Annotated in this window: 14 protein-coding genes and 1 pseudogene; 8 read left to right on the forward strand and 7 right to left on the reverse strand. The window is 70.2% G+C overall.

Annotated features, from left to right (window positions below; genetic code table 11):
- Positions 1 to 735: 735 nt before the first annotated feature.
- Positions 736 to 2,097 (forward strand): bifunctional o-acetylhomoserine/o-acetylserine sulfhydrylase, encoded by a 1,362-nt coding sequence (locus ACZ6SQ_RS00990; RefSeq protein ID WP_469555177.1) that lies wholly within the window; start codon positions 736 to 738, stop codon positions 2,095 to 2,097.
- Entirely contained in the window at positions 2,094 to 3,281 is a 1,188-nt protein-coding gene (gene metX / locus ACZ6SQ_RS00995) for a homoserine O-acetyltransferase MetX (RefSeq protein ID WP_469555756.1), read from the forward strand. Before ACZ6SQ_RS00990 ends, metX begins: the two co-directional genes overlap by 4 nt.
- A 320-nt stretch (positions 3,282 to 3,601) precedes the next feature.
- Here the strand turns inward: metX and ACZ6SQ_RS01000 are convergent, their stop codons facing one another.
- The 5 genes and pseudogenes from ACZ6SQ_RS01000 to ACZ6SQ_RS01020 form a co-directional block, all read right to left on the reverse strand.
- On the reverse strand, positions 3,602 to 3,883 hold the full coding sequence (locus ACZ6SQ_RS01000) for a hypothetical protein (RefSeq protein WP_389334166.1): 282 nt from the start codon (positions 3,881 to 3,883) through the stop codon (positions 3,602 to 3,604).
- A gap of 24 nt (positions 3,884 to 3,907) precedes the next feature.
- Positions 3,908 to 5,248 (reverse strand): S8 family serine peptidase, encoded by a 1,341-nt coding sequence (locus tag ACZ6SQ_RS01005; protein ID WP_469555180.1) that lies wholly within the window; start codon positions 5,246 to 5,248, stop codon positions 3,908 to 3,910.
- 361 nt (positions 5,249 to 5,609) lie between these two features.
- Entirely contained in the window at positions 5,610 to 5,966 is a 357-nt protein-coding gene (locus ACZ6SQ_RS01010; protein ID WP_469555183.1) for a hypothetical protein, read from the reverse strand.
- Between the two features lie 210 nt (positions 5,967 to 6,176).
- Positions 6,177 to 7,265 (reverse strand): annotated as a pseudogene (locus ACZ6SQ_RS01015) (alpha/beta fold hydrolase); the annotation flags it as partial.
- Positions 7,219 to 7,656, reverse strand: a complete 438-nt coding sequence (locus ACZ6SQ_RS01020; RefSeq protein WP_469555185.1) for a hypothetical protein — start codon at positions 7,654 to 7,656, stop codon at positions 7,219 to 7,221. The gene ACZ6SQ_RS01020 and the pseudogene ACZ6SQ_RS01015, both read right to left, overlap by 47 nt.
- A gap of 151 nt (positions 7,657 to 7,807) precedes the next feature.
- On the opposite strand from ACZ6SQ_RS01020, the gene ACZ6SQ_RS01025 reads away from it, so the two are divergent.
- The 6 genes from ACZ6SQ_RS01025 (at position 7,808) to ACZ6SQ_RS01050 (ending at position 15,777) form a co-directional block, all read left to right on the forward strand.
- Positions 7,808 to 8,203, forward strand: a complete 396-nt coding sequence (locus tag ACZ6SQ_RS01025) for a hypothetical protein (RefSeq protein ID WP_469555187.1) — start codon at positions 7,808 to 7,810, stop codon at positions 8,201 to 8,203.
- Positions 8,204 to 8,724: 521 nt separating this feature from the next.
- The gene (locus ACZ6SQ_RS01030; protein WP_469555188.1) at positions 8,725 to 9,471 is read left to right on the forward strand and encodes an SAM-dependent methyltransferase; all 747 of its coding nucleotides are present in this window, start codon (positions 8,725 to 8,727) and stop codon (positions 9,469 to 9,471) included.
- A gap of 703 nt (positions 9,472 to 10,174) precedes the next feature.
- Positions 10,175 to 10,552 carry a CU044_2847 family protein gene (locus ACZ6SQ_RS01035; protein ID WP_469555190.1) on the forward strand — a complete coding sequence of 126 codons (378 nt, stop codon included), beginning with the start codon at positions 10,175 to 10,177 and terminating at the stop codon, positions 10,550 to 10,552.
- 30 nt (positions 10,553 to 10,582) lie between these two features.
- Positions 10,583 to 14,800, forward strand: coding sequence for an nSTAND1 domain-containing NTPase (locus ACZ6SQ_RS01040; protein ID WP_469555759.1), 4,218 nt, complete (start codon positions 10,583 to 10,585; stop codon positions 14,798 to 14,800).
- Positions 14,797 to 15,333, forward strand: a complete 537-nt coding sequence (locus tag ACZ6SQ_RS01045; RefSeq protein WP_469555193.1) for an LppP/LprE family lipoprotein — start codon at positions 14,797 to 14,799, stop codon at positions 15,331 to 15,333. Before ACZ6SQ_RS01040 ends, ACZ6SQ_RS01045 begins: the two co-directional genes overlap by 4 nt.
- 90 nt (positions 15,334 to 15,423) lie before the next feature.
- Positions 15,424 to 15,777, forward strand: a complete 354-nt coding sequence (locus tag ACZ6SQ_RS01050) for a hypothetical protein (RefSeq protein ID WP_469555195.1) — start codon at positions 15,424 to 15,426, stop codon at positions 15,775 to 15,777.
- 29 nt (positions 15,778 to 15,806) lie between these two features.
- On the opposite strand, the gene ACZ6SQ_RS01055 is transcribed toward ACZ6SQ_RS01050, so the two are convergent.
- Together ACZ6SQ_RS01055 and ACZ6SQ_RS01060 are read right to left on the reverse strand one after the other, a co-directional pair.
- Positions 15,807 to 20,954 carry a DNA polymerase III subunit gamma/tau domain-containing protein gene (locus ACZ6SQ_RS01055; protein ID WP_469555198.1) on the reverse strand — a complete coding sequence of 1,716 codons (5,148 nt, stop codon included), beginning with the start codon at positions 20,952 to 20,954 and terminating at the stop codon, positions 15,807 to 15,809.
- Positions 20,955 to 20,963: 9 nt separating this feature from the next.
- Positions 20,964 to 22,310: an ATP-binding protein gene (locus ACZ6SQ_RS01060; protein WP_469555200.1), complete on the reverse strand. Its 1,347-nt coding sequence runs from the start codon at positions 22,308 to 22,310 to the stop codon at positions 20,964 to 20,966.
- Between the last annotated feature and the right edge of the window lie 3 nt (positions 22,311 to 22,313).

Consider the following 22,313-nt stretch of genomic DNA (forward strand, 5'->3'; position numbering starts at 1 on the left):
CCCCGGCAACGCCGAGATCGAACCGTCCGTCCTGGCACCCGCCGCACGAGCCAGCCTCACGAATCCGCCTCCGGCTCACGCCGAACCCGGAGAAATCCCGACGGCCAGGACGCCGTGCGCATAAGTTTCGACGCGCAGTGCATTCTTCACCAACCTGGTTGAGCAGTAAGGAGGTTGGGACACCACGGGCTTACGGAAGGCAGCGGGCGCGGCGTGCTCCGGGGCGGGACGCGCGGTGGCCCGTCTCGCCGGTTCGGCTGAAAGTCCTGGTGCACCGCGCCTCACCTGTGGTTTCCTGAGCACATGACCGTACTCGTGACCCGTCGCCACGTCGACTACGTGCGTGTCACGACCACGGGTTGTCCCGTCACTCGCTGACGCGGCGCCGCGCGGCACAGCCCCGCGCTTCCCACACGCATTCCGCGTACTCGCCCCGCGCGCAGTTCCGTCCTCCCGGCCGCTGAGCCTGTACGACTTCGGCTGCCTCCACGCCTGCCATGGTTGCCGGGCCGTCGGACGGGAACCGTCCGGTGCCGGACGGGCCGCCGGAGTACGCCGTGCGGGTGCACGCGCTCTGGGCCGGATCGCGAAACGGCAGTGACCTCGTGACCTCCCCGCCGCGCCGTCCTCGCCGCCTCCGTCGTGCCCGAGTGCCCAAACACGGGACCGTGTCTGCCCCCCTCAGCTGCGGCCTTCTGCCACCCCACCGTTCACACTCACCCCCCGAGGAGAACCATGAGCCAGCCCATCGACGCCGTCACCGCAGGTCACACCCCTGAGATCGAATCCTCCGAACTCGAGGTACCGGCCTGGTCGTTCGAGACCAAGCAGCTCCACGCCGGCACCACTCCCGATCCCACCACCGGCGCCCGAGCCGTCCCGATCTACCAGACCACCTCGTTCGTCTTCCGCGACACCCAGCATGCCTCCGACCTCTTCTCCCTCGCCGAACCCGGCAACATCTACACCCGAATCCACAACCCCACCCAGGACGCCCTCGAGCAGCGCATCGCCGCCCTCGAAGGCGGCGTCGCGGCCGTCGCCCTCGCCTCCGGGCAGGCCGCGGAGACCCTCGCGATCCTGAACGTCGCCTCGGCCGGCGACCACATTGTCTCCAGCGCCTCCCTCTACGGCGGCACGTACAACCTGTTCCACCACACCCTGCCGAAGTTCGGCATCGAGGTGTCGTTCGTCGAGGACCCCGACGACCTCGAGGCCTGGCGGGCCGCCGTACGGCCGCACACCAAGGCCCTGTTCGCGGAAACCCTCGGCAACCCCCGCGGCAACGTGCTCGACGTCCGGGGCGTCGCCGACGTCGCCCACGCGGCGGGCCTGCCGCTCATCGTCGACAACACCGTGCCCACCCCGTACCTGCTGCGCCCCATCGAGCACGGAGCGGACGTCGTGGTTCACTCGGCCACCAAGTTCCTCGGCGGCCACGGCACCACCATCGGCGGCGTCGTCGTCGACGCAGGCACCTTCGACTTCGGCGCGCACCCCGAGAGGTTCCCCGACTTCACCGAGCCCGACCCCAGCTACCACGGCCTGCGCTACTGGCCCGCCCTCGGCGCGGGCGCGTACGCCGTCAAGCTGCGCGTACAACTGCTGCGCGACCTCGGCCCCGCCATCGCCCCGCACTCGGCGTTCTTGCTCCTGCAGGGTGTCGAGACGCTGAGCCTGCGACTGGAACGGCACTCGTCGAACGCCCTGGAGCTGGCGCGGTGGCTCGAACAGCGGGACGAGGTGGCCGCGGTGCACTACCCCGGCCTGCCGTCCAACCGCTGGTACGAGGCAGGGCTCCGCTACCTGCCTCGCGGCGCCGGGGCCGTGCTCTCCTTCGAACTGCGGGGCGGCGTAGAAGCGGGCCGACGATTCGTGGACGGACTGGAGCTGTTCAGCCACCTCGCGAACATCGGCGACGTACGGAGCCTCGTCATCCACCCCGCCTCCACCACCCACAGCCAGCTCGACGAGACACAGCTCGCCGCCACCGGCACCACCCCGGGACTGGTGCGCCTGTCGGTCGGTATCGAGAACCCGGACGATCTGAAGGCCGACCTCGAGGCAGGCTTCCGCGCCGCGAAGGACGCGTCCTGAACCCCGTCGCGACGGCGGCGGCCACCACGGTCCCCCTTCCCGCCACCGGTGCGTGGCGGGAAGGGGACCCGCCCGGCCGCCGCCGGTGGTACCGGCGCACGCAACCGCTGGCACTGGAGGCGGGCGGCGACCTCCCGGGTGTGCGGCTGGCGTTCGAGACCTGGGGGCGGCTAGCCCCCGACCGCTCGAACGCGGTGCTCGTCCTGCACGCCCTGACCGGCGACAGCCACGTCGCCGGCGCCGCCGGATCCGGTCACCCCACCCCCGGCTGGTGGGACGCGCTGGTCGGCCCGGGCAGGGCACTCGACACCGACCGGTGGTTCGTGGTGGCGCCGAACGTGCTGGGCGGCTGCCAGGGCAGCACGGGCCCCGCCTCCACAGGCCCCGGCGGACATCCCTGGGGTGGTGCCTTCCCCCGTCTGACCCAGCGCGACCAGGTGCGTGCCGAGACCGGACTCGCCGACGCGCTCGGCGTCCAGCGCTGGGCCCTGGTGATCGGGGGCTCCATGGGCGGCATGCGCGCGCTGGAGTGGGCGGTCGGTGAACCCGGGCGCGTGTCCGCCCTGTTGCTGCTCGCCTGCCCGGCGGCGGCAAGCGCGGACCAGATCGCGTGGGCCACCGCACAGATCCAGGCGATCCGCGCCGACCCCCACTGGCAGGGCGGCGACTACCACGACGCCGGTCCCGGACGGGGGCCGCACACCGGCCTGGGCATCGCCCGCCGCATCGCGCACATCACCTACCGGTCGGCCGAAGAACTCCAGACCCGGTTCGGCCACAGGGCCCAGGGCGAGGAACAGCCTTGGCTGGGCGGCCGCTACAGCGTCGAGTCCTATCTCGACCACCATGCCGCCAAGCTCGTGACACGGTTCGACGCGGCGAGCTATGTCGCCCTGGTAGAGGCGATGAACACCCATGACATCGGGCGGGGCCGCATCGACCGGCGAGCGGCTCTCGGCCGGGTACTTGCCCGGACGGTGGTGGCCGGGGTGGACTCCGACCGTCTCTATCCCCTGGCGCAGCAGGAGGAACTGGCGGAAGGGATACCGTCCGCGGACGGCGTACGTGTCATCCGCTCACCGCACGGTCACGACGGGTTCTTGCTGGAGACCGATCAGGTCGGCGAACTGGTACGGGAACTCCTCGACAACGCGCCGAAACCAGCCGTCGGCCCCACCGGCTGATCTGCCGATCCGTGCTCCGGGCGGGGCCGTGCGGCACCGGCTCCGGCGGTCGGCGCTCGGTGAGCATGCGCCCCGCGCGGTGGCAGGCGAGGACGACCAGGATCGTGCTCGGCGTCGGCGACGCAGGGTCCAGAGCACGACGACCCGCGCCGGGCGGCGCCGGAACGCCGAGCAACACCGCAAGGCCGCAAGGCCGAGCGGCTTCCGCGTCCACCCGGCGCGGTCGACCGGGCGCCATGTGTGACCCCGACCGGCGCCGTCGCCGACCGGGGCCACACACAGACGATTCCGCCCTGACCGCACTACGACGGACGGGCTGCTCAGCCCTGACCGTCGTCCGCCGGACCGGGTTGTGGCGGTCCGTAGGGCTCGATCTTCGGGTTGGCGAACGGCCCGCGTGCGGCGTCCGTCCCGGTGATCCGGGCGGCGGCGCTCTCACTGACCATCATGACGTGGGTGCCCCTGTCGGGTTCCACGAGCACGACGCCGTACGTCTCGTCGACATCGTCGGCGGTCAGCCCGTACTCCCGTATGGCGTCCGAGAGCGTCGCCCCTCGTGGGAGCGTGACGGTGACGAGGACGTACGGTCCTTGCGGAGCCATGGCTCTCCCTGAGCGAGATACCCGCTATCGGAGCTTGCGGATCACGTCCACGATACGGCCGGTGTCGATCGTGCCGTACCCGTGGTCGAACTCGAATCCCGCCCCGCCGACGTCGTTGGCGGTACGACGCAGCAGCGTGCGCATCTCCATCGGCGACAGCTTGCTCACGGGAAGCTGCGAGCGCACCGCGGCCACCACACCGGCGGCGACGGGACAGGCCGCCGACGTACCGGAGTCGGGGCTGTTCTCGCCGAACGCCTTCGACCCCGCGAAGTGGGTGAAGGAACAGACGTCCGGCTTGCGGCGGCTGAGCCGGCCCGGCCCCTGGGAGGAGTAGCCGACGCGGACGCCGTCCACGTTCACGCCGCCGATGGACAGCACCCGGGGGTGCGAGTTCGCTCCGTTGATCGGACGGGAGGGGAACTGGCAGCGGCCGTCCGGACACTCCCGGCCGCAGTTGCCCGCCGCGAACAGGATGTCCGCGCCCGCCTGCTCCAGGGCGGTGACGGCCAGGTTGAAGGGGTGCGCCGGGTTGTCCGAGTAGTTTCCGGGGTGCCCGGGCGGGAAGTCCCAGCTCGGGCTGAACGAGCCCCAGCTGTTGCTGACGACCAGCGCGCGGCGCTCCTCGGGCATGTCCTCGAGGATGAACCGCAGGTGCGAGAAGGCCGCGATCGCGTCGGAGAGGAAGCCCTCCATGACGGTGGCACCGGGGCGCCGCGACAGCAGGATGGGGAGGTCGAGGAGCGTCGCCTTCGACGCGGTGATCCGGGCGTCGAAGGCGCACATCGTGCCGTGGTCCACGTCGAACTGGCCGAAGTTCCCGACCACTCCGGCCGGCTTCCAGCTGCGGGCCGCGTCCACGGTCTGTTCGTGGCCGATGACCTGGGAGAGGTGCTGGACGTTGATGCCGGTGTCGAGGACGGCGAGGGCGACGCCGGCACCCTCCAGGCCCTCGGATTCGAGGGCGTGCGTCAGCTTGCGCTGGACGTCGCGCCAGTCGCCCACCGGGGCGTCGCCGCCGCAGGTCGGCATGCTCTCGATGACCGGGTCGGAGGAGATGCCGACGATGTCGGGACGGGCGGTGGCGAGCATCGCGTACCGGCTGGCGATGTCGTAGTCCTGGATCTCCCCGCGCACGAGAACGCTGGCCTTCTCGGGAGCCAGGGAGAAGGTCAGCGGCTGGTCCAGGGACAGCGGGTCGCCGCCGGGCGCGGCCGGCTGGGGCTGGGGTACGGGGACCGGAACGAAGTTGGGGTCCAGGGCGATGCCGGGGATGTCCCCGGCGACGGTGGCTGCTGCGGGGGTCGTCTCGTTCGGATCGATGACGGCCCGAAGCACATCCTGCTCGGGACGCATCTGAATCATGACGCGCAAGGTTGACTCCTGAACGGTGCAGCAGGCAGCCGCAGAGTCGGTTCGAAGGCCGACCTGAGGGCGGCGCCTGCGGAGAGTGAGGGAAGCCGACGGCCGTCCGTCACCGGACAGTCACCTGAGCCGACTCCCCTGGGGGATGAACCTCATGCTGGCAGGCCGACCGACTCTCACGACACCGCCAAACAGGCGACATACCTTGGGCATATGCCATAGGCCACGCCGTGTCGTGGTGGGGTAGAAGGCCTTGCCGCGGCCGGTCGCCGCCTTCGTCCCCCGCGCGACTGCTGCGATACCTCCGGGTTCGCCTCGCGCTGCGCTACGGGCAGGCCCGGCTACTCGGGCGCCGCCACCCTCACGCGGGCAGGGTGCGCAGGCGCCGCCATCGGGGTTGCTCGGCGATCAGGCTGGCCGCGGCCAGCGCCGTCACGGCTACGGCGGCCCAAGCCGGCCAGGCCACCCAGGAGGAGACGACGGCCGCGAGCAGCTGGAACAGCACCAGGCCGATGGTCACCGTCCCCGGTACGGGCACGAGGATCTTCTCCCTCTCCATGCCGTTGTCACCCGGGGTACCGAAGACGGTCAGCACCGCGAGCAGGAGGATCACCGACAGCACGGCGAGCAGCACCGAGTACGGAGCGAGCGCCCAGGGGGTGGCAACCCAGGCGGCGAGCATGCTGAAGAAGCGGAGCGGATCCGCCAGGCGAGTCACACAACGACCCTGCCACAGCAGTCCGTTGGTGTGGAATGCTTCGGCTTCAGAAGATCTGTGAAGTCGAACTCGCATGCATCGGGGCCCTGTCGGGGGCGCGGCAACCAGTGACGGCCGCGACGCTCGGCGCGAGAACAGCGAAGTGCCGGAAGAAGCTCCCGCGACGGCCGGACCCGACAGGCCCGGCCGTCCGTCCCCGGCAAGGTACGTTCAGAAGCGGGGCGCGCCCGGTGCCTGCGGCGGTACGGGGGCGATGCCCGGGTTCACTCCCGCGGACCGGCCGGGCTTGCAGGTGACGTCCCCGGTCGGCAACTTGCCGGTGCTGAGGTAGGAGTTGACGTTCCGGTCGGCGCACGAGCGCGGGTCCATGGTGTAGACACCGTGGCCCTCACCGCCCTTGACGTAGACCAGGCGCGAGCCCTTCAGCACGCGATGCATGCCGAGGCCGCTGGTGAGGGGCGTCTGGGAGTCCCACTGGTTCTGCACGATGAGCAGGTCCACGCGGTTCTTCACCTTCGTGGCGGGCTCGGCGGGCTTCCCCCAGTACGCGCAGGGCACGATGTTGGAGCCGAAGTCGCCGTACAGCGGGTACCTGGCCTTGTCGCGGATCGCGTCACGCCGGTACTGCTCCGGATCGCGCGGCCATGCCGCGGTGTCGCCGCAGACCACCGTCCAGAAGGCGGCGGTGCCGTTGTCGCGCGGAACCCCGGCGGCGGGAGTCGCGAAGCGGCGGGGTTCCCGCGCCTCGCCCGACAGCACAGAGGGCAGCGTGACCGTCCTGCCCTCGGCCGCCCTCTTCACATCGACGACCGCCTCGGCCGCGGCCTTGGGGCTGAAGAAGACCGGACGCAGGCCGGCGCGGATGTCGTCCCCGCTGACCTTCTGGCCCTCGAGCTCGATCGGATCACGGTCGGCCCGCTCGACCAGATTCCAGAACGACTTCCGCACCTTGGCCGCGGTGTCGCCGAGCTTGTACGTGCGGTGGCGCTGAGCGGTCCACTTGGTCCACAGCGTGAACGCGGGCTCGCTGCCCTCCGCCCAGACCTGGATCATGCCCCGCCACACCCGGGCCGGGTCCACGGCGCTGTCCAGCACGAAACGGTCGGTCCGCCCGGGGAACATCTGCGCGTAGACCGCGCCCAGATAGGTGCCGTACGAGTAGCCCACGTAGGAGATCTTCTTCTCGCCCAGTACGGCGCGGATGACGTCCATGTCGCGGGCGGTGTTGCGGGTGGTGATGTACGGCAGGACGTCACCGTTCCTGGCACGGCACTTGTCGGCGACGGTCCGCGCCCACTTGGTGCAGACCGTGCTCGCGAGCCGGCTCAGCGGCATACTCGGACACCTCCTCAGCCTTGCCGTAGGACATCAGCAGGTACACGATCGGGCCCGATGCCTCATTGATGACCGGTGGCGACGCCCATACGACACTGCGATCGGCGTCGTCCGAGTATCGCGCGACGAGGGCTTCGACGTACGCCACGATCCGTGGCGTCGGAGGCACAACGACATCATCCGATCCCAAGTAGCGCTCGTAGAACTCGTCATAGGCAAAGCCCGCTTCGCGGTCGTCGACCGGACGGTCACCGTCCCATACAGCAAGGTCATAGCTCACATGCGCATCGTCGCAGGCCGCCGTTCCGCCGACGCCGACAGGCCAGGAGATCGCAACTTCACCAGGCTGATCCACAGGAGAGCTCCTGGACGCGGGGCAGGCACGCGCCCCTTGCCGTCCAGGCACACATCCCGGCTACGGATGGCCGCGCCGTGGTGACACAGTCACGCGCAACGCTTTCCCCATGTCCTCGCCCCACTGCACACGAGGTAAGTACGTTACACACGTGATCAGTGACGCCCTGCCGGAACCCGCCGGACAACAGTTCATGGTTCTCGTCGAGGAAGTGCGCCAACTCGGCGCCGACGACCACCACTGGCAGCTCGTCAGGACAGTTCCGGTAGAGGGCGATCGTAGCGCCGCCGACACCCGGGCACGGGAGCTGGCCATGGAGCATATTCCCGCCGACGTCTACCTCCGCGACGGGGCGACTGCCGCGCGCAGCGTCTACCAGACCGGCGACGGAGCATGGCTGATACAGGTGAGCACGCCCGACTCGTACAACCACCAGCTGGCCCGGATCACCACAGCCGAGCAGGTGCACGTCCAGGAGTACCGGCCCCCGCCCAGCGATGCCACCCCACGCACCTCCGGACGCCGCCGCCTCTTCGGCCGCAGTTGATCTGGCCCCACCTCCCCAGCCGGCCTGACGTCCCACCGCACTCACGGGGGAAGGGGGGCTTCATCGCATGTGGACGTCGACGCCGCGGTCAGAAAATGTCAGCGGCTGCGCCGCCGCCCGCAGTGCCAGATGTGATCAAGCGTCGGCGGCGCCCGTAGTCGTGACTGCCCTGTCCGACACGCAACGAGTGCAAGATCGCCGCCATGCGGCGGGCGAGCCCACCAGCCCGATCGTGGCCCGCTACAGCTTCCACCAGGCGCGGCGTGGCGTCGGCTCACTCCTTCGACAGGTGGGATCGTCGCCGGTGTGGCACCGGCGGTCGACGGCCTGACTCCTGCGGTGGGCGCAGCCCGGGCGAAAACCGATGGACACCGTCACTCACTCGTCCTAGCCTCGCCGAGGTTCGAAGTCCGCACGTCCGAATGAGGTGCCTTGCATGACGGTCCACGCAGCGGCGGCCAGCGCCAACAGGCCGTCCCCGGCAAACGTCATGACCTCATCGGACGTAAGGAATCTCAGCTGTGGATCTTCCACGTAGTTTCACCATCCGCGAGAGCAGCCATCGCATCCACAACCCCTTCACGAGCGAGAAGCTGGCTGCCCTCGGGCAGGCGCTGCACCTGGCTCCAGGGACGCGCGCACTCGACCTCGCCAGCGGGTCGGGCGAGATGCTGTGCACCTGGGCGCACGCCCACGGCATCGTCGGGACCGGTGTGGACATCAGTACCGAGTTCACGGCCAGGGCCCGTGTCCGGGCATCCGAGCTCGGTGTCGCCGATCAGGTGGCTTTCATTCACGGTGATGCGTCCGGCTATGTCGCGGACGAGCGCGTCGACCTCGCCGCCTGTATCGGCGCCACCTGGATCGGCAACGGAGTGGCCGGCACGATCGATCTGCTGCGTCGCAGCCTCCGCCCCGGTGGCATGCTGCTGATCGGCGAACCGTACTGGCGTCAGGACCCCCTGGACCATCACACCGTCGAGGCATGCCATGCAAGCGGCAAGGACGACTTCCGGCTGCTGCCCGAGCTGATCGATCAGTTCGGTGAACTGGGTTACGACGTCGTCGAGATGGTGCTCGCCGACCAGGACAGCTGGGACCGCTATCAGGCCGCCCAGTGGCTCAACATCCGACGCTGGCTTGATCGGAATCCCGATGACGAGCTGGCCGCCGAGTTGAGAGCCGAGCTCTCCGAGGGACCGGCCCGCTACGCCAGGTACCAGCGCGAGTACCTCGGTTGGGGGGTCTTCGCCCTCATGCCCCGCTGACGGTCATGTCGAGGCCGGGGCCGGCACCATGCCGGCCCCCGCTTGCCGGCGCGAACCCGGAGAGCTGCTTCACTGGCTTCACGTGGGGGTCCACGTGGGCAGCGCCTTGTCGGCTGTTGGAGCAGTCCGCCGGCAGCAAGGTCCGGTCGGCGGCCGGTACGCCGCCAGGCTCGTCCCGGTCGCCGAGGTCATCGAGCGAGTATGTCGCTCAGGGGGCGAACCGGGGCCGCGGCCCGCGGCCGGTAGGGCCTCGTCGTCGTTCTCGCCGAGCAGGCCCGGCAGACTCACCGGGCGCCGCCTGGACGTGGATCTGCCCTTCGGCGTCCCCGCCCGCTGCCCGCACCAGGTGCAGAACCTCGACATTCGCACCGGCGACCGCCACGTGCTCTCCACCGACGGGCCGATAGCTGACGCAGATGCGACGGTCGGCGGTCCCTCCGGGGCGTCCAGGAGGCTGACCTCACGGCGGCTCGGCGCTGGGTGAACTCGACCCTGGCCAGTGGACCTGCCTTGCACAGGGCCGCGCAGGCACGCAGACGCAGACGCACACGCACACGCAGAAGTCTCGGACGCGCCCGGGATCATTCGCCAGTATGCGGCCCTCTTTGTCACGGCAGCCCGTGAATTGTCGATCTGGACACGATCGCCCTGTGTAGCCACTAGGGTGGCGCGCGTTACATCGCACTACGTGGGCGGGGGAACGATGCCCGAGTTACTGAGAGTGCCGCTGGAGAACGGCGGTTCCGTGCTGGTGGAGGTCGACAGCGGGCCGCAGGCAGTCGTCAGGGTCGCGCGGTCCGGCGGGGTGGTGGCCGAAGCGTCCGAGACGCTGGAACGCGGTCTCGACAGTGTGCGCGAAGCCGCGCATGCTGTGCTCGCCCGGGTGGCCGACCTGCCGCGGCAACCAGACAAGATCATTCTGGAGTTGGGGCTGAAGCTGTCCGCGGAGGCGGGCGTGTTCCTCGCCAAGACCGCCGGCGAGGGGTCACTCACCCTCACCTTGGAGTGGGACAGGCAGCACACGGAGGCTGTGCCGATCACCCAGTCCGTCGCCTTGCGCGACGACACCGTGACGGCATAAGGGCGCGAGGACTCGGCTGTGCCCGGACCTGTGCCCAATCCCGGAATCGCCCGCCTGTGGTCGCGCGGCGCGTTCCCCACCCCACAGGGGGCTGGTTTCCTGGCCGGCCCCGGACTCGTACTGACATGCGCGCATGTGGTTTCGGCCGTCGCCGGACAACAGGAGGGGAGTCCCCTCGCCGTGGGGCTCACGGTCGATCTGGACTTTCCCCTCACCGGGCGACCGGCCCGGCGACAGAGCGCACGGCTCATCACCCACATCCCTGTCGCGGAGGACGGCTCCGGTGACATCGCCGTCCTCGCGCTCGACGGGGATCCGCCGCTCGGGGCTGAGCCTGTACGGCTGCTGGACGTGGAAGCGGTCCGAGGGCACCCGTTCCGGGCGTTCGGCTTCCCGGCCGGCGACGACGAGGGCGTCTGGTCGCTCGGTGCGATCGTCGACGACCGCGGACGGGACTGGCTGCAGTTCGAGAGCACCAGCGCCTGCGAGATCCGGCAGGGCTTCAGTGGTACGCCCCTGTGGGACGAGCACTTCAAGTGCGTGGTCGGCATGGTGGTCGCCACCGACGGGAGGTTCCTCCAACGGGCGGCCTACGCCATCACCGCCAGTGCCCTGCTGGAAGTCCACCCGGAACTGCGTCGCCTTTCCACGCCGCCGTCGCCGTTCCGTGGGCTGAAGTCGTTCCGGGAACAGGACGCCACCCACTTCTTCGGGCGGGACGAGCAGATCACGGCGTTGACCGAGGCGGTCACCACGTCGTCGATCGTCCCCGTCATCGGGGTGTCCGGGGTCGGTAAGTCGTCGCTGATCCACGCCGGCCTCGTACCCCAGCTACGCGCACGGGGTGACTACTGCGTCGCCTCGCTGGTTCCGGAGCCCGCGCTGGGAGCGGAGCTCATGCTCGCCTCCGCTCTGCTGCCGCTGCTCAGCGAACCGGACGACGACGTCGAACCGCTGGACCGGCTCGAGCAGAAGGAACGGCTCGCTGAGCGGTTGCGGGACGGAGGCGCCGGTCCGGTCGTCCGGGAGCTGCTCACCCGCTCGGGGACGACCCAGCTCGCCCTGGTGGTGGACCAGTTCGAGACGCTGTTCCGCTGCTCGCCCGAGGCGGCCGAGAAGTTGGTCGGCCATCTGGTGGCCATGACCGGATGGCGCACCGCGGACGGCGGACCGCTGGTGCGGCTGGTCTTCGCCCTGCGGCTGGACTTCTTGAAAGCCATGCAGCGGTTCCCCGTTCTGGGGCGGGTGTGCGAGGCGTCGCCGGTTCTTGTCGACCGCCTGGGCAAGGATCAGCTCCGTGAGGTGGTGTTGTCCCCGATCGCGTCGTTCCACGGGGCCGTGCGTTTCGAGGAACGGCTCGCCGAGCGGCTGCTCTCGGACGCGGGCCGCAGCCCGGGCGCGCTGCCCCTGCTCGAGTTCACTCTCACCCTGCTGTGGGAGCAACAGCGTCAGGGCATCCTCGGGCACGCCGCGTACGAGGAGATCGGCCGTGTGGCGGGCGCCCTCGCCTCGCATGCCGAGCGTGTCGTCAAGGAGCGGCTGGGCGATGTGCGCGACGACGTGCCGCGCCTGTTCGTACAGCTCGTTCGCCCGGGCGACGGAGGCCTTGACAACCCGGTCGACACCGGGCGCACCGCGCGCCGCACCGAGCTGGACCCTGCCTGCTGGAAGGCCGCACAACTCCTGGCCGTACAGCGTCTGGTGCACCTCGATCGCGCGTCCGACGGCGTCGAGACGGTCACGCTGGCCCACGAAGCGCTGCTCGAGCACTGGCCCGCGCTGCGCTCCTGGGTCGACGCCGACCGCGACTTCCGGATCTGGCAGGAGCATGTGCGCGAGCGCATCGCGCGCTGGGAACAGAGCGGCCGCGACCAGGCCCTGTTGATGCGTGGCTCCGAACTCAAGCAAGCACTGCGGCGATTACGCGAGCGGCCGGACGATGTCCCCGAGAGCGAACGGGAGTACGTCGCGGCGGGCCAGGACCGGCGTCGGCGTCGGCGTTCCCGCAAAGCATTTGTCGCCGCGGCAGTTGCGGCGGTGATGAGCACTCTGGCCGGAGTCGGAGTGCAGTCGGTTCGAGGCAGCAAGGCAGCCGAACTCTCGGCCGGCCTTGTGCAGCAGGCCCAGGGCCAGGCGGACTCCCATCGGGAGAAGGCCGCGTTGCTGTCCGTCGCCGCCTGGCACACCGCGCCCATCCAACAGGCCCACGACAACCTGTTCGCGCGCTATCTCGCCGATGCCCCGTACGACGCCGTCCTGCCCGCGGGCGGGGAGGTCGCGGAGACAGCATTGGACGAATCCGGCCAGGTCGTCGCGGTGCGCAACAGTGCGGGCCGACTGTCGGTGTGGCGCGTCGGGGCCGTCGGCCCCTCTCTGCTGGTCCGTATGGACGACGTCACGGCCGTCGCGGTCAGTGCCGACGGCACCCGGCTGGCCCTGGGAGGCAGCGGGAACCGCGTCAAGATCTGGGACCTGCGTGAGCACAAGACCCTGCTGACCCTGCGAGCCGCGTCGAGCACCACCAGCACCGCTCGGACGGTGGACGAGCTGCGCTTCGACCGCACGGGGCGCCGTCTGCTGGTCCATCCGTCACAGGACGACACAGCCCAGGTATGGGACCTCGACCGGCCGACCGCCACGCCCGTCACCCTGGAACCGCTTCTCGACGGCTCACCCAATGGCTTCGTGTTCGACACGGCCGGAAATCGAGTCGTGGCCTCAGGACCCGGCGTGCGGGCCCAGGGCGTCTGGAACACGCGGACCGGCCGTTTGATCGCCGTCCCCGGTTACGACGAGCCCGGGTTCGCCCCGGGGCCCCGTCCGGTAGCCACGATGTGCACCGAATACACGTGGCGGCTGACCGATGTCTCCACCCGGAAACCCGACCCCCTTCTCTTCCAGGACCTGCCCTGCAGCGACGAGAACCTGACGATCGGCGAGTTGGTCGGCGTCTCTGACAAGGTCGTACTGACACGCGGCAACGGAGCCGTGACCGCTCACGATGCCGCCACCGGACAACGGCTTCTCGTCCTGGCCGAGGACGGCCCCAAGGGACCGTACACGCGTTACGCCCTGGCCCGCACAAGCCGCCGCATGGCCTTCGCCCGTGGGACGGAAGTGCTGGTCGCCACGGCCCCGGCGCCCGGCTCGCTCCCGACCGCCGACATCTTCACCACCGGCGACGACGACTTCGCCGTGCACTTCTCGCCTTCCGGCCGCTATCTGGTCACGGTCGGCGCCGGCGGGGCGGTCGCTGTGTGGGACCCGAGGAACGGACGGCGGCTCGCAGCGATCGGCGAGCGCGTCTACCAGACGACGCGCGCGTGGGTTGCGTTCGACGCCGACGAGCAGACACTGGCCGTGAATGAGCTCTCCACGCAGTCGGTCACGCTCTACAAACTGCCCTCCCTCCAGATACTGCGGCGGATCCACGTCGACCCGCCCGCCGAGTCGGCGCCTCGCGACACGGAGCTCCGCGACCTGGGATTCACCCGGCAGGGCCGTCTGGTCGTCCTCATGGCAGGGGCCGTCTCGCAGTGGGACGTCACGACCGGCCGCAAGGTGGGTGAGACGCTGCTGTTCCGCGAGGACGCGGATGTCGACCGAAGCCGGTTCGCCACCAATATGGCAGCCGACGCCGCGTCCGAACGGATCGCCGTGTCGACCCCGGACCTGGGCGGCGTGGAGATCTGGGACCTCCGCAGCCGACGGCGGGTGGGCGTCGTCGTCCCCGATTCCCGCGTTCCGCTGTCCGACCGGGACGCTGTGCGGTTCAGCAGCGACGGGCGGCGTCTGCTGCTGGTCGGCAAGGACGGGAGCGCGGAGGTATGGGATGCGAACGGCCGGCGTCGTGAGATCTCCATCCCGCCGGACGTCGCCCGCACCACCATGTTCCTCGCCGATGGCGACGAGACCGTCAGCGTGAGACGGAACGTCGTGGAGCGATGGGGCGACGACGGGCTCCGCAGTCAGACCCGTGTACCGGCAGCCGCTCGTGTTCGGACGGTCGTGCCCTCCCCCGACGGCGAGCACCTGTTGCTCAGCGTGCCGGAAAGCCCGACCCGGGAATCTGGCACGGACTTCGGGACAACCGCGGTCTTCCAGCTGCGACAGGCATCTGCCAATACCTGGGCCGCCGAACTCTGCCGACGCGTCACACGCGACATCTCCCAGGAGGACCTGAACGCAATGCCGTACGGAATACTGGAGCGACTCCTTCTGGGGGTGACGGCATGCGGAGAGCGGTGAATTCCCAGGCCGCGACGGCCGTCCTCTGCCTGACGCTGGTGACGGCATGCGGAGCGTCGGCGGGCACGGACCGGCCGGAGTCGAGCCCGCCCGTTTCCCTGTGGGGCACCTCGGGCCCGGCGGCGGAGAAGCCGGCGAAAGACCGAAACGAGGCCTTTGACGCCGACCGGGCAGTGCTCCGGGTCAAGCGCCTCGGATACACGGCCGACACCGAGGCCGGCACCCTGAAGAACCTCAAGGGACCGCTTCGCGCGATCCACGCTCACTGCACCGGCGGCGTCGACGGGAAATGCGTTTCCGTGTTCTTCTTCTACGGCAACGAGTACGCGGGTTACGACGTGAACGCGGCCGCCCAATCGACGATCAAGAGCCAGGACGGACAGACAGTCACCCTGTCCTATCCCCTCTATCTGCCGACGGATCCACAGTGCTGCCATTCAGGCGGCGAGGCCGAGTACCAGGTGCGCTGGAAGGACGACAAGCTGGTCTTCTCACCACCGCTGCCCGAGAACCCGAATTACACAGCCGAGTAGGCGTTCCACCCAGTACGTGAGCACAGGTCCGCGACTCCCCTCCACTTTATGTGGCCTGATTTCTCACTGTTTCAAGGGATAAAGCACTCTATGAGCAACAGCAAGCCACGTCCGCACGGCAACAGCCATACGGCAAGGCCGGGCCAGAGAAAGGCCGGCCTGTTCAAGCGGATGTCCGGCAGGTTCGTGCGCATGTACCGCCGCTACCACGGCTGGCGCGCCCCGTTCCCGCTGTGGGCGCGGATCGTGTGCGACATCCTGTTCTGGGCCGTCACCGCCGCCGCGGCCTACGTGGCCATCGGCAGTCTGTGCGGGGCAGTCCTCATCGCGGCTCCCCTTCTCGGGTTCCTGGGGCTCGCGTCGAGCAAGGAGTACGACGACGGCATCGACTGGAGCGACCACCGGATGGGCGGGCAGCCCAAGAACCCCGGGCCCAAGTTCTAGAGTCGCCTCACTTCCGGCCAGGGAACACGTCACGACAGAGTCTGCGCCAGCGCGTCGAAGTTCGCTTGGATCTTCTTGAACCGGTCCCTCTGCAACGCGGCCAGTTCGCCGATGGTCATCCCCTGTCGCCACTCGGCGTCGTCACCGTTGTCGACGAGGATGTCGACGCCGAGGCGGAGGTTCAGTTGCCAGGCTTCGAGGTGCTCCGTGCCACCGTCCCAGATGAAGCGGTCGAGGCTGGCGCGCAGGTCGGTGACGAACTGGCGGGGTGTCGCGCCGAATTCCCTGTAGTCGGCGAGGAACTGGCGCAGCCGGTCGTGGAAGGCGGCCGAGTTCGCGGTGCCCGCCGGGCGTGTGGGCTCTCCCGGGAGCGAGGCCCCGCCCACGTGGGTCCCCAGTTTCGGATCCACGATCGGCTTCGGCTCCTCGCCTGGGGTGTACCGGAAGCCCACGATCCCTCCGATCGACCACACCACATGGTTGGTGGGACTCCTCAGCCTGTGCATCGCCCACATCCAGTCGATGGCGCGGGCGATGTCCCCCTTGCGTGCGATGTCGACGGCATGGGCCATGACCTCGCGGATACGGTCGACCGGAATCCACTCGTGGTGACCGGGCATCGCCTCGCGGAACTGGTTCTTGATCCATGATCTGGTGGCGCCGCCCGTGTTCCACAGGGCGCTGAAGTGCTCCCAGGTGAGTCCGCCGGCCTTCGGCAGAACGGTGAGTGCGGTGAGGAAGGGCACCACGCCGATGGTCGGGTCCCCTTTGCCGTAGGCGCGTACCGCTGCCGCCAGGCCGGGGTGGAGGGTGGAACCGACGAACGGGTCGAATCTGCCGTACTGGGCTTCGCCTTCCGCGGTGAGGGAGTGCCTGAAGCCGATCCCGCCGATCTCGTTGCGGATGTGGGCGTCGGCGTCCGGCGCGAGGCGCGCCTCGCCGGCGAGCCTGAGCCGTTCGGCGGCCGCCTCTCCGAGCCTGAGGATGAAGGCCGACCGCAGCATCTGGGGAGGCCTTGTTCTCGGGAGGGTGAAGAGGTAGTCGCCGAAGGCCTGGGCGCTGGGCCGCCGTCTGCTGAGCGGGTCCTGGGACGAGCCGCTCGTGGGGTCGTCGCCGTAGAAGTAGAAGCGTACGAGCCTGGGGATTTCGGGATGGTCGAGGAACGCGACGGCCTGCTCCTCGGTGGCGTTGGTCACGTCCTGCTCCCAGATCCGTTCCTCCGAGTCGGTCGAGGATTCGTAGATCACGGGCTTCCTGATCTGCCGCTCCCACCAGGCCGGGTGTACGCGCGCGGCGAATCTCCTTCCATGCAGGGGTAGTTGGGCGGAGATCTCGACGAGCAGCACCTCCAGGTCCGCCTCACGGGTTTGGCCGAACGCCGTGAAGAGCAGGCCGAGGACACGGGCGATCTCCCTCTGCCTCTGTTCCAGGGCCTCGTCGTCGGTGAGGGGTGCGGTTGGTGCTCCTGGGCCACCGGGGCTCTGCTGCGCGTCGAGGGCGGCCTTCTCCCGTGCGAGCCGGTCCGCCTCGATGTCCGCGTTCGAGACGAGGGTGCGCAGCGTGGTGATATCGGCGAGGACCGCGGTCCTCGCCTTCTCGTCGTCCTTGAACTTCTGCGGTGCGGCCTTCTCCCACTGCGCCAGTCTCGCCTCGAGTCGCGTGGGCTGACTCGCGACCATCAGGTCGGCCGTCGCGCCGGTGACTTGGATCCAGTGTCGGTGCGCCTCACCGCCCGCGCTGAAGGTGACACTCTGCCCGATCTCGTCGTCCGCGCCCTTACCGCCGGTTCCCTCCTTCTTCTCCTGCGGCCCACCGGGACCGAGCGTGGCGAGCAGGGCACGGCCCTTGGTGACCAGCCAGCCGATCACCGCCTCGGCGATGCCGAACACATAGTCCTGGAGCCGTTTGATCACCGCGACGACCTGTTCGGGGAGGTCGCCCAGTCCGGCCATGCCCGCCAGGAGGTCGATCACGATCGGCAGAAGCTGCGCCAGGGCGCCTTCCACCGCCTTGGCCATCCCTCCGGTGTTGCCGGCCAGGATGTCCGCGGCACCGCCCACCACGGTGTCGACGAGTCTGAAGACGGAGGCCGCGTTCTCGAAGACCCAGCGCAGCACCTTGTAGATCAGCTCGATGGCCTGCAGGACCGCGCCTGCGGGGTTCAGCATGCCGAGGACGCGCATCGCCACCTGCTCGACCAGCGTCTCGGTGACGTAGGCGATGGCGGCATCGAGGATCTGCTGGAACAGGTCGCCCGGGTCGAGCTTCTCCTTGAGCATCTCCAGGATGCCCTCGGGCCCCTTCGTGATCAGCGTCGAGACCAGGTCCCAGGCCGTCTCGATCAGGGCGACGTTCTTCTCGCCGATGTGCTTGACGAGGATTCCCCGCAGCCGCGCCCAGGTGAGGCCCATGAGCTGAAGCGCGAAGGTGATGATGCTCGGGATGCCGAAGTCGGTGGGAATCTGGACACCGACCGAACCCAGTCCCCGGAACAGCCAGTTGAAGAACCCGTTGAGCAAGTGGTCGGGGAAGTGGTCGAAGAACTGCCGGAATCCCTGGGCGAGGGCGGCGACCAGGTTGTTGCCGAACTTCATCGGGTCGTCGGCGATGTCCGCCACGACCTGCTGGATACGGTCCACCAGCGCCCAGAACGCGGGTGGTGGAATCCCGACGAGCAGCAGCAGTCCCTCGACGATGGCCTTGACCGGGTCGTCGAGGAACTGCTCCACGGCTTTGGCGATCCTGCCGATGAGCCCGCCCGCGGCCTCGCGGAGCTGTTCGACCTCGTGCTGCACCTGCGCGACAGCCGTCACGGCCTGCTGGCTGAGGTCCTTGGTGAAGTCGTCGCGGGTCCGGTCGACCTGGGCGTCGAGGCCCTCGAGTCTCGCGGTGAACGCGGCCTGCTCGGTCGCCGCCCATGCGCGCAGTTCGGCGGGCAGGTCGGTGAACAGCTGGCCGAGCTGTCGCCGGGCGTCGTCGATGACGGCCTTGGCCGCCGCGATCACGGTCTCGACGTCGGCCGAGATCTCCAGCAGCAGGTCGCAGACCCCGTCGCCGAACAGCCGCTCCGCCCGGTCGTACTCCTCGGTCACCCAGGCGGGCAGCCCTGTGATGGTGTCCCAGCCCGCGAGGAGCAGCCCGCCGGCTCCTGAATGGCGTTCCTCGATCCACCGCGCCACCCGGTCAAGCGACTGCCGGAATTCCGTGGAGTGCCGCTCCAGTCCGGCGTTCCACTTCTCCATCGCCGTCCGGGGAAGCGGCTTCAGCAGTCCGTCCACCCGCGTCTGTGTCCCGGTGAAGATCTCCTGGGCCCGGCGGCTGACGGACTCCCGTGTCTGCTGCTCGGTGCCGACCATCGCGCTCTGCCGCCCGGTGACACCGGTGACGGTGGCGGCTCGTGAGGAGTTGAGCGCCTCCAGTGCCTTGGTCTGCAGATCGGCCATGCCGGTCCTGGCCTGGGCGAGCGCCTCGTCCTGTTTGGCCAGTACCTCGGCCGGCCGGGCCGCCGCCATCTGGGCGAACTGCTGCTGCCCCTCTCGTACGGTGGAGAAGGGCGGCTGCTGGATGGGCGCGGACGACGGCCGGTCGATCCTCGAGTCGGCGACCTTCTTGTCCAGGTCCGCCTTGTCCGCGTCCAGGGAGACGTCCTGCGGCGGGACCGGGTCCGGAGCGGCCGCGGGCGCCGCGATTCCCGGGTCGGCCACCGTCGCGGCCGGACGGACGAGCGGCTGCGGGGTGCCCGCGGGCGTGCCGGCGGGCTGTTGCTGGAGCCCGTCGTATCCTCCCGCGGCTTGCGCGGTGTCACCTTCCACGGAGGTGCTGAGCGATTGGCCGGCGTCCTTGGCCATCGCCTTCGGGTCGGCGTCGACGAGGTGCTTCTCGTCGAGCGGGCGCTTGCTGCGGATGGCTCGCCGGATGTCGTCGCACAGCAGCAGGATCTGCGGGCTCGGGGTCGGCTTCGTACCAAGGGCGTCCGCGAGCGCGGCACCGGCCCGCGCGGCTGTCTCCGCCGGTGGCTCGGTCACGGCTCCACGGGCGGCCGCCGTGGTGGACTCCGCGTCCGGCAGTGTGCCCGCTGAACGAGCCGCGCTGCGGGCGCCCTTGGACACGGTGGCGATGCGCACCTGCTGCGCGGGGGAAGGCACGGCGGGCGCCGGTGGAATGTGCAGGACGACTTCGGGTACGGCCTCCTCGGCGGCCGGGGGTTCCTCGGCCACGCTCCCTCCGGGTGCCTCGGCGAGCGGGGCGGGGACGGGCTCACCCGGGGCTGGTTCGCCCGTTGCTGATTCGCCCGGGGCCTGTGCGGCAGGGGCCTGGCCGGGGAGGGAGGCCACGGTGGCGGGAGCGGGCGCCGTATCGGTGGCGGAGGGGGCGGCGGTCTCCCCGGCGCTCACGAGGAGTCCGGGCGCGCCGAAGGGAACATCGGGGCTCACGACGATACGGTCCGCGGCCAGGACATCGGGGGCCGCGGACGGCCCTGCCACGGAGTCTCCCGGCCGCTGCTCCGGCCGCTCCCCCGGCTGCTGCTCCGGCGGCAGGGTGACGGGGTCCGCGGGCGGGGTGCCGGTCCCGGCCTCGGCCCGTGGCCCGCTCGGGACCGGCAGCGTCAGAGACGGACCGGCCGCCGGCCGAGGTCCGTCGCCGGTGTCCACCTCCCACCGGCCCTGCGCGGCTGCGACGTCCAGCAAGATGCCCGCCACACCCGCGTCCACGGCCACCGACGGGAGCGGGAGCGCCGCCGTGCCGCCCTGAGGACCCGCGACACCGGGAACTCCCCGCGCCTCCCCCAGGTCCGCCGGTCGCGGCCAGACGCCGTCGGCGTACGACAACCGCGCCAGCACGGTGCCGAGTACGGTCACGGTGGCCTCCACCGAGACCCGACCCGTGGGTGTGCCGTCCTCGCCCACCTCGAAGCGTGCCGTGCCGCGCACGAACGGGGACTCCACGGGCCCGGCCACCCAGGCCCGTGCGTCGGCCGTGCCCTCCTGCGGACCGGTGCTCCCCGCCGAACGCGTCACCGCCGAGGCACTGCCGGCGCCGCCCGGCGCGTGCCGCGGCTGATCCCTTACCGGGGTCTCCCCGGCGGGCCGGCGTCGTGAGGGGCGGGCCGGGGAGACCCCGGCCGCGCGCTCCGGGGCGCTCGCCCGCCTCTCGGGGCCGACATGTGCACGTTCCACACGCGCTCCTCAGCCCGACACCGACGGAGGCGTTCGCCCGCTCTTGGCGAAGGCCGTGAGAACCCCGGACGTCAGGTGCTCCGCTGTCACCGTCCGTCCGTTCGCCGCCGCGGCGTAGGCGGCCGCGACCGCGGCGTCACGGATCTCCGCCCCCGTCAGCGGATAGCGTTCCGCGAGGCCCGTGAGGTCGACGTCCGGGGCCACGGGCACCGCGGCGGGCAGCACCCCCCGCCAGATGGCGAGCCGCTCGGCCACCCCGGGCACCGGGAACTCGACGCGCAGGTCGATCCGGCGCGTGAAGGCGTCGTCGAGGTTGCCCAGCAGATTGGTCGTCAGGATCACCACCCCCGGATGGCGCTCGACCCGCTGGAGGAGGTAGCTCACCTCCTGGTTGGCGTACCGGTCCCGCGCGTCGGACACCTCTGTACGGCGGCCGAAGACGGCGTCCGCCTCGTCGAAGACGAGGAAGCACTCCTCTTCCTCCGCCCAGTCGAACAGCCGGGCGAGGTTCTTCTCCGTCTCACCGATGTACTTGCTGACCAGGGCCGAGACGTCGACCCGGTAGGCCGGGACACCGACCGTGCGGCCGAGCACCGCCGCGGTCATCGACTTGCCGGTGCCGGGCGGCCCGTGGAACAGCACCAAAGTGCCGCGCACGCCGTCGTGCTCCCGGGCGAAGCCCCACTCCTCCAGCACGGTGTGCTTGTGCCTGACACGTTCCAGCACGGCCCCGAGCTGGCGTCGTACCTGACCCGGTACGACGATGTCGTCCAGTGTGTGGGCCGTGTCCATCCGGTCGACCGGCAGATCGGGCAGCGGACCGCCGCCGACCGACCCGCCGGTGAGGAAGGCGACGAGGCTGCGGTGCGGGGTCACCCTTCCCGCCAGCGCGGCGCTGTCGTCGGGTGCGAGGTCGAGCAGGCGGGCGCCGCGCAGTCTGCCGTGCGTGGACAGCAGGTCACGGGCCGCCAGCCGGCCCGCGAAGGTGCGCCCGCACAGGTTGCGCACCACTTCGCCGGTGAGATGCGCGACTCCGGGGCGGTCGGTGAGGAGCCCGTAGTAGACGCTGAACTTCTCGTCGATCTCTGGGGCGACGGCGGCCACGAGGGTGAGTGCCTCGGCCGGGTCCAGCGCGCAGTCCTTGACGACGCGGGACAGCGGCCCGTCACCCGCGTAGGCGGTCATGCCGGGCAGTCCCTCCGAACCCTCCAGGCCCAGCGGTCTGGCCATGAGGGCGGCCACGACCCGCTCGGGATCGGTGCCCGCTGCCCCGTGGGCTGCGAACGCACGGCGTTCCTCCAGCCGGAGCCCGATGACCGCCTCCAGCGTGGTCAACGCCCTTTGCAGTTCGCCCATATG

The organism is Streptomyces sp. NPDC048600 (assembly GCF_055587025.1).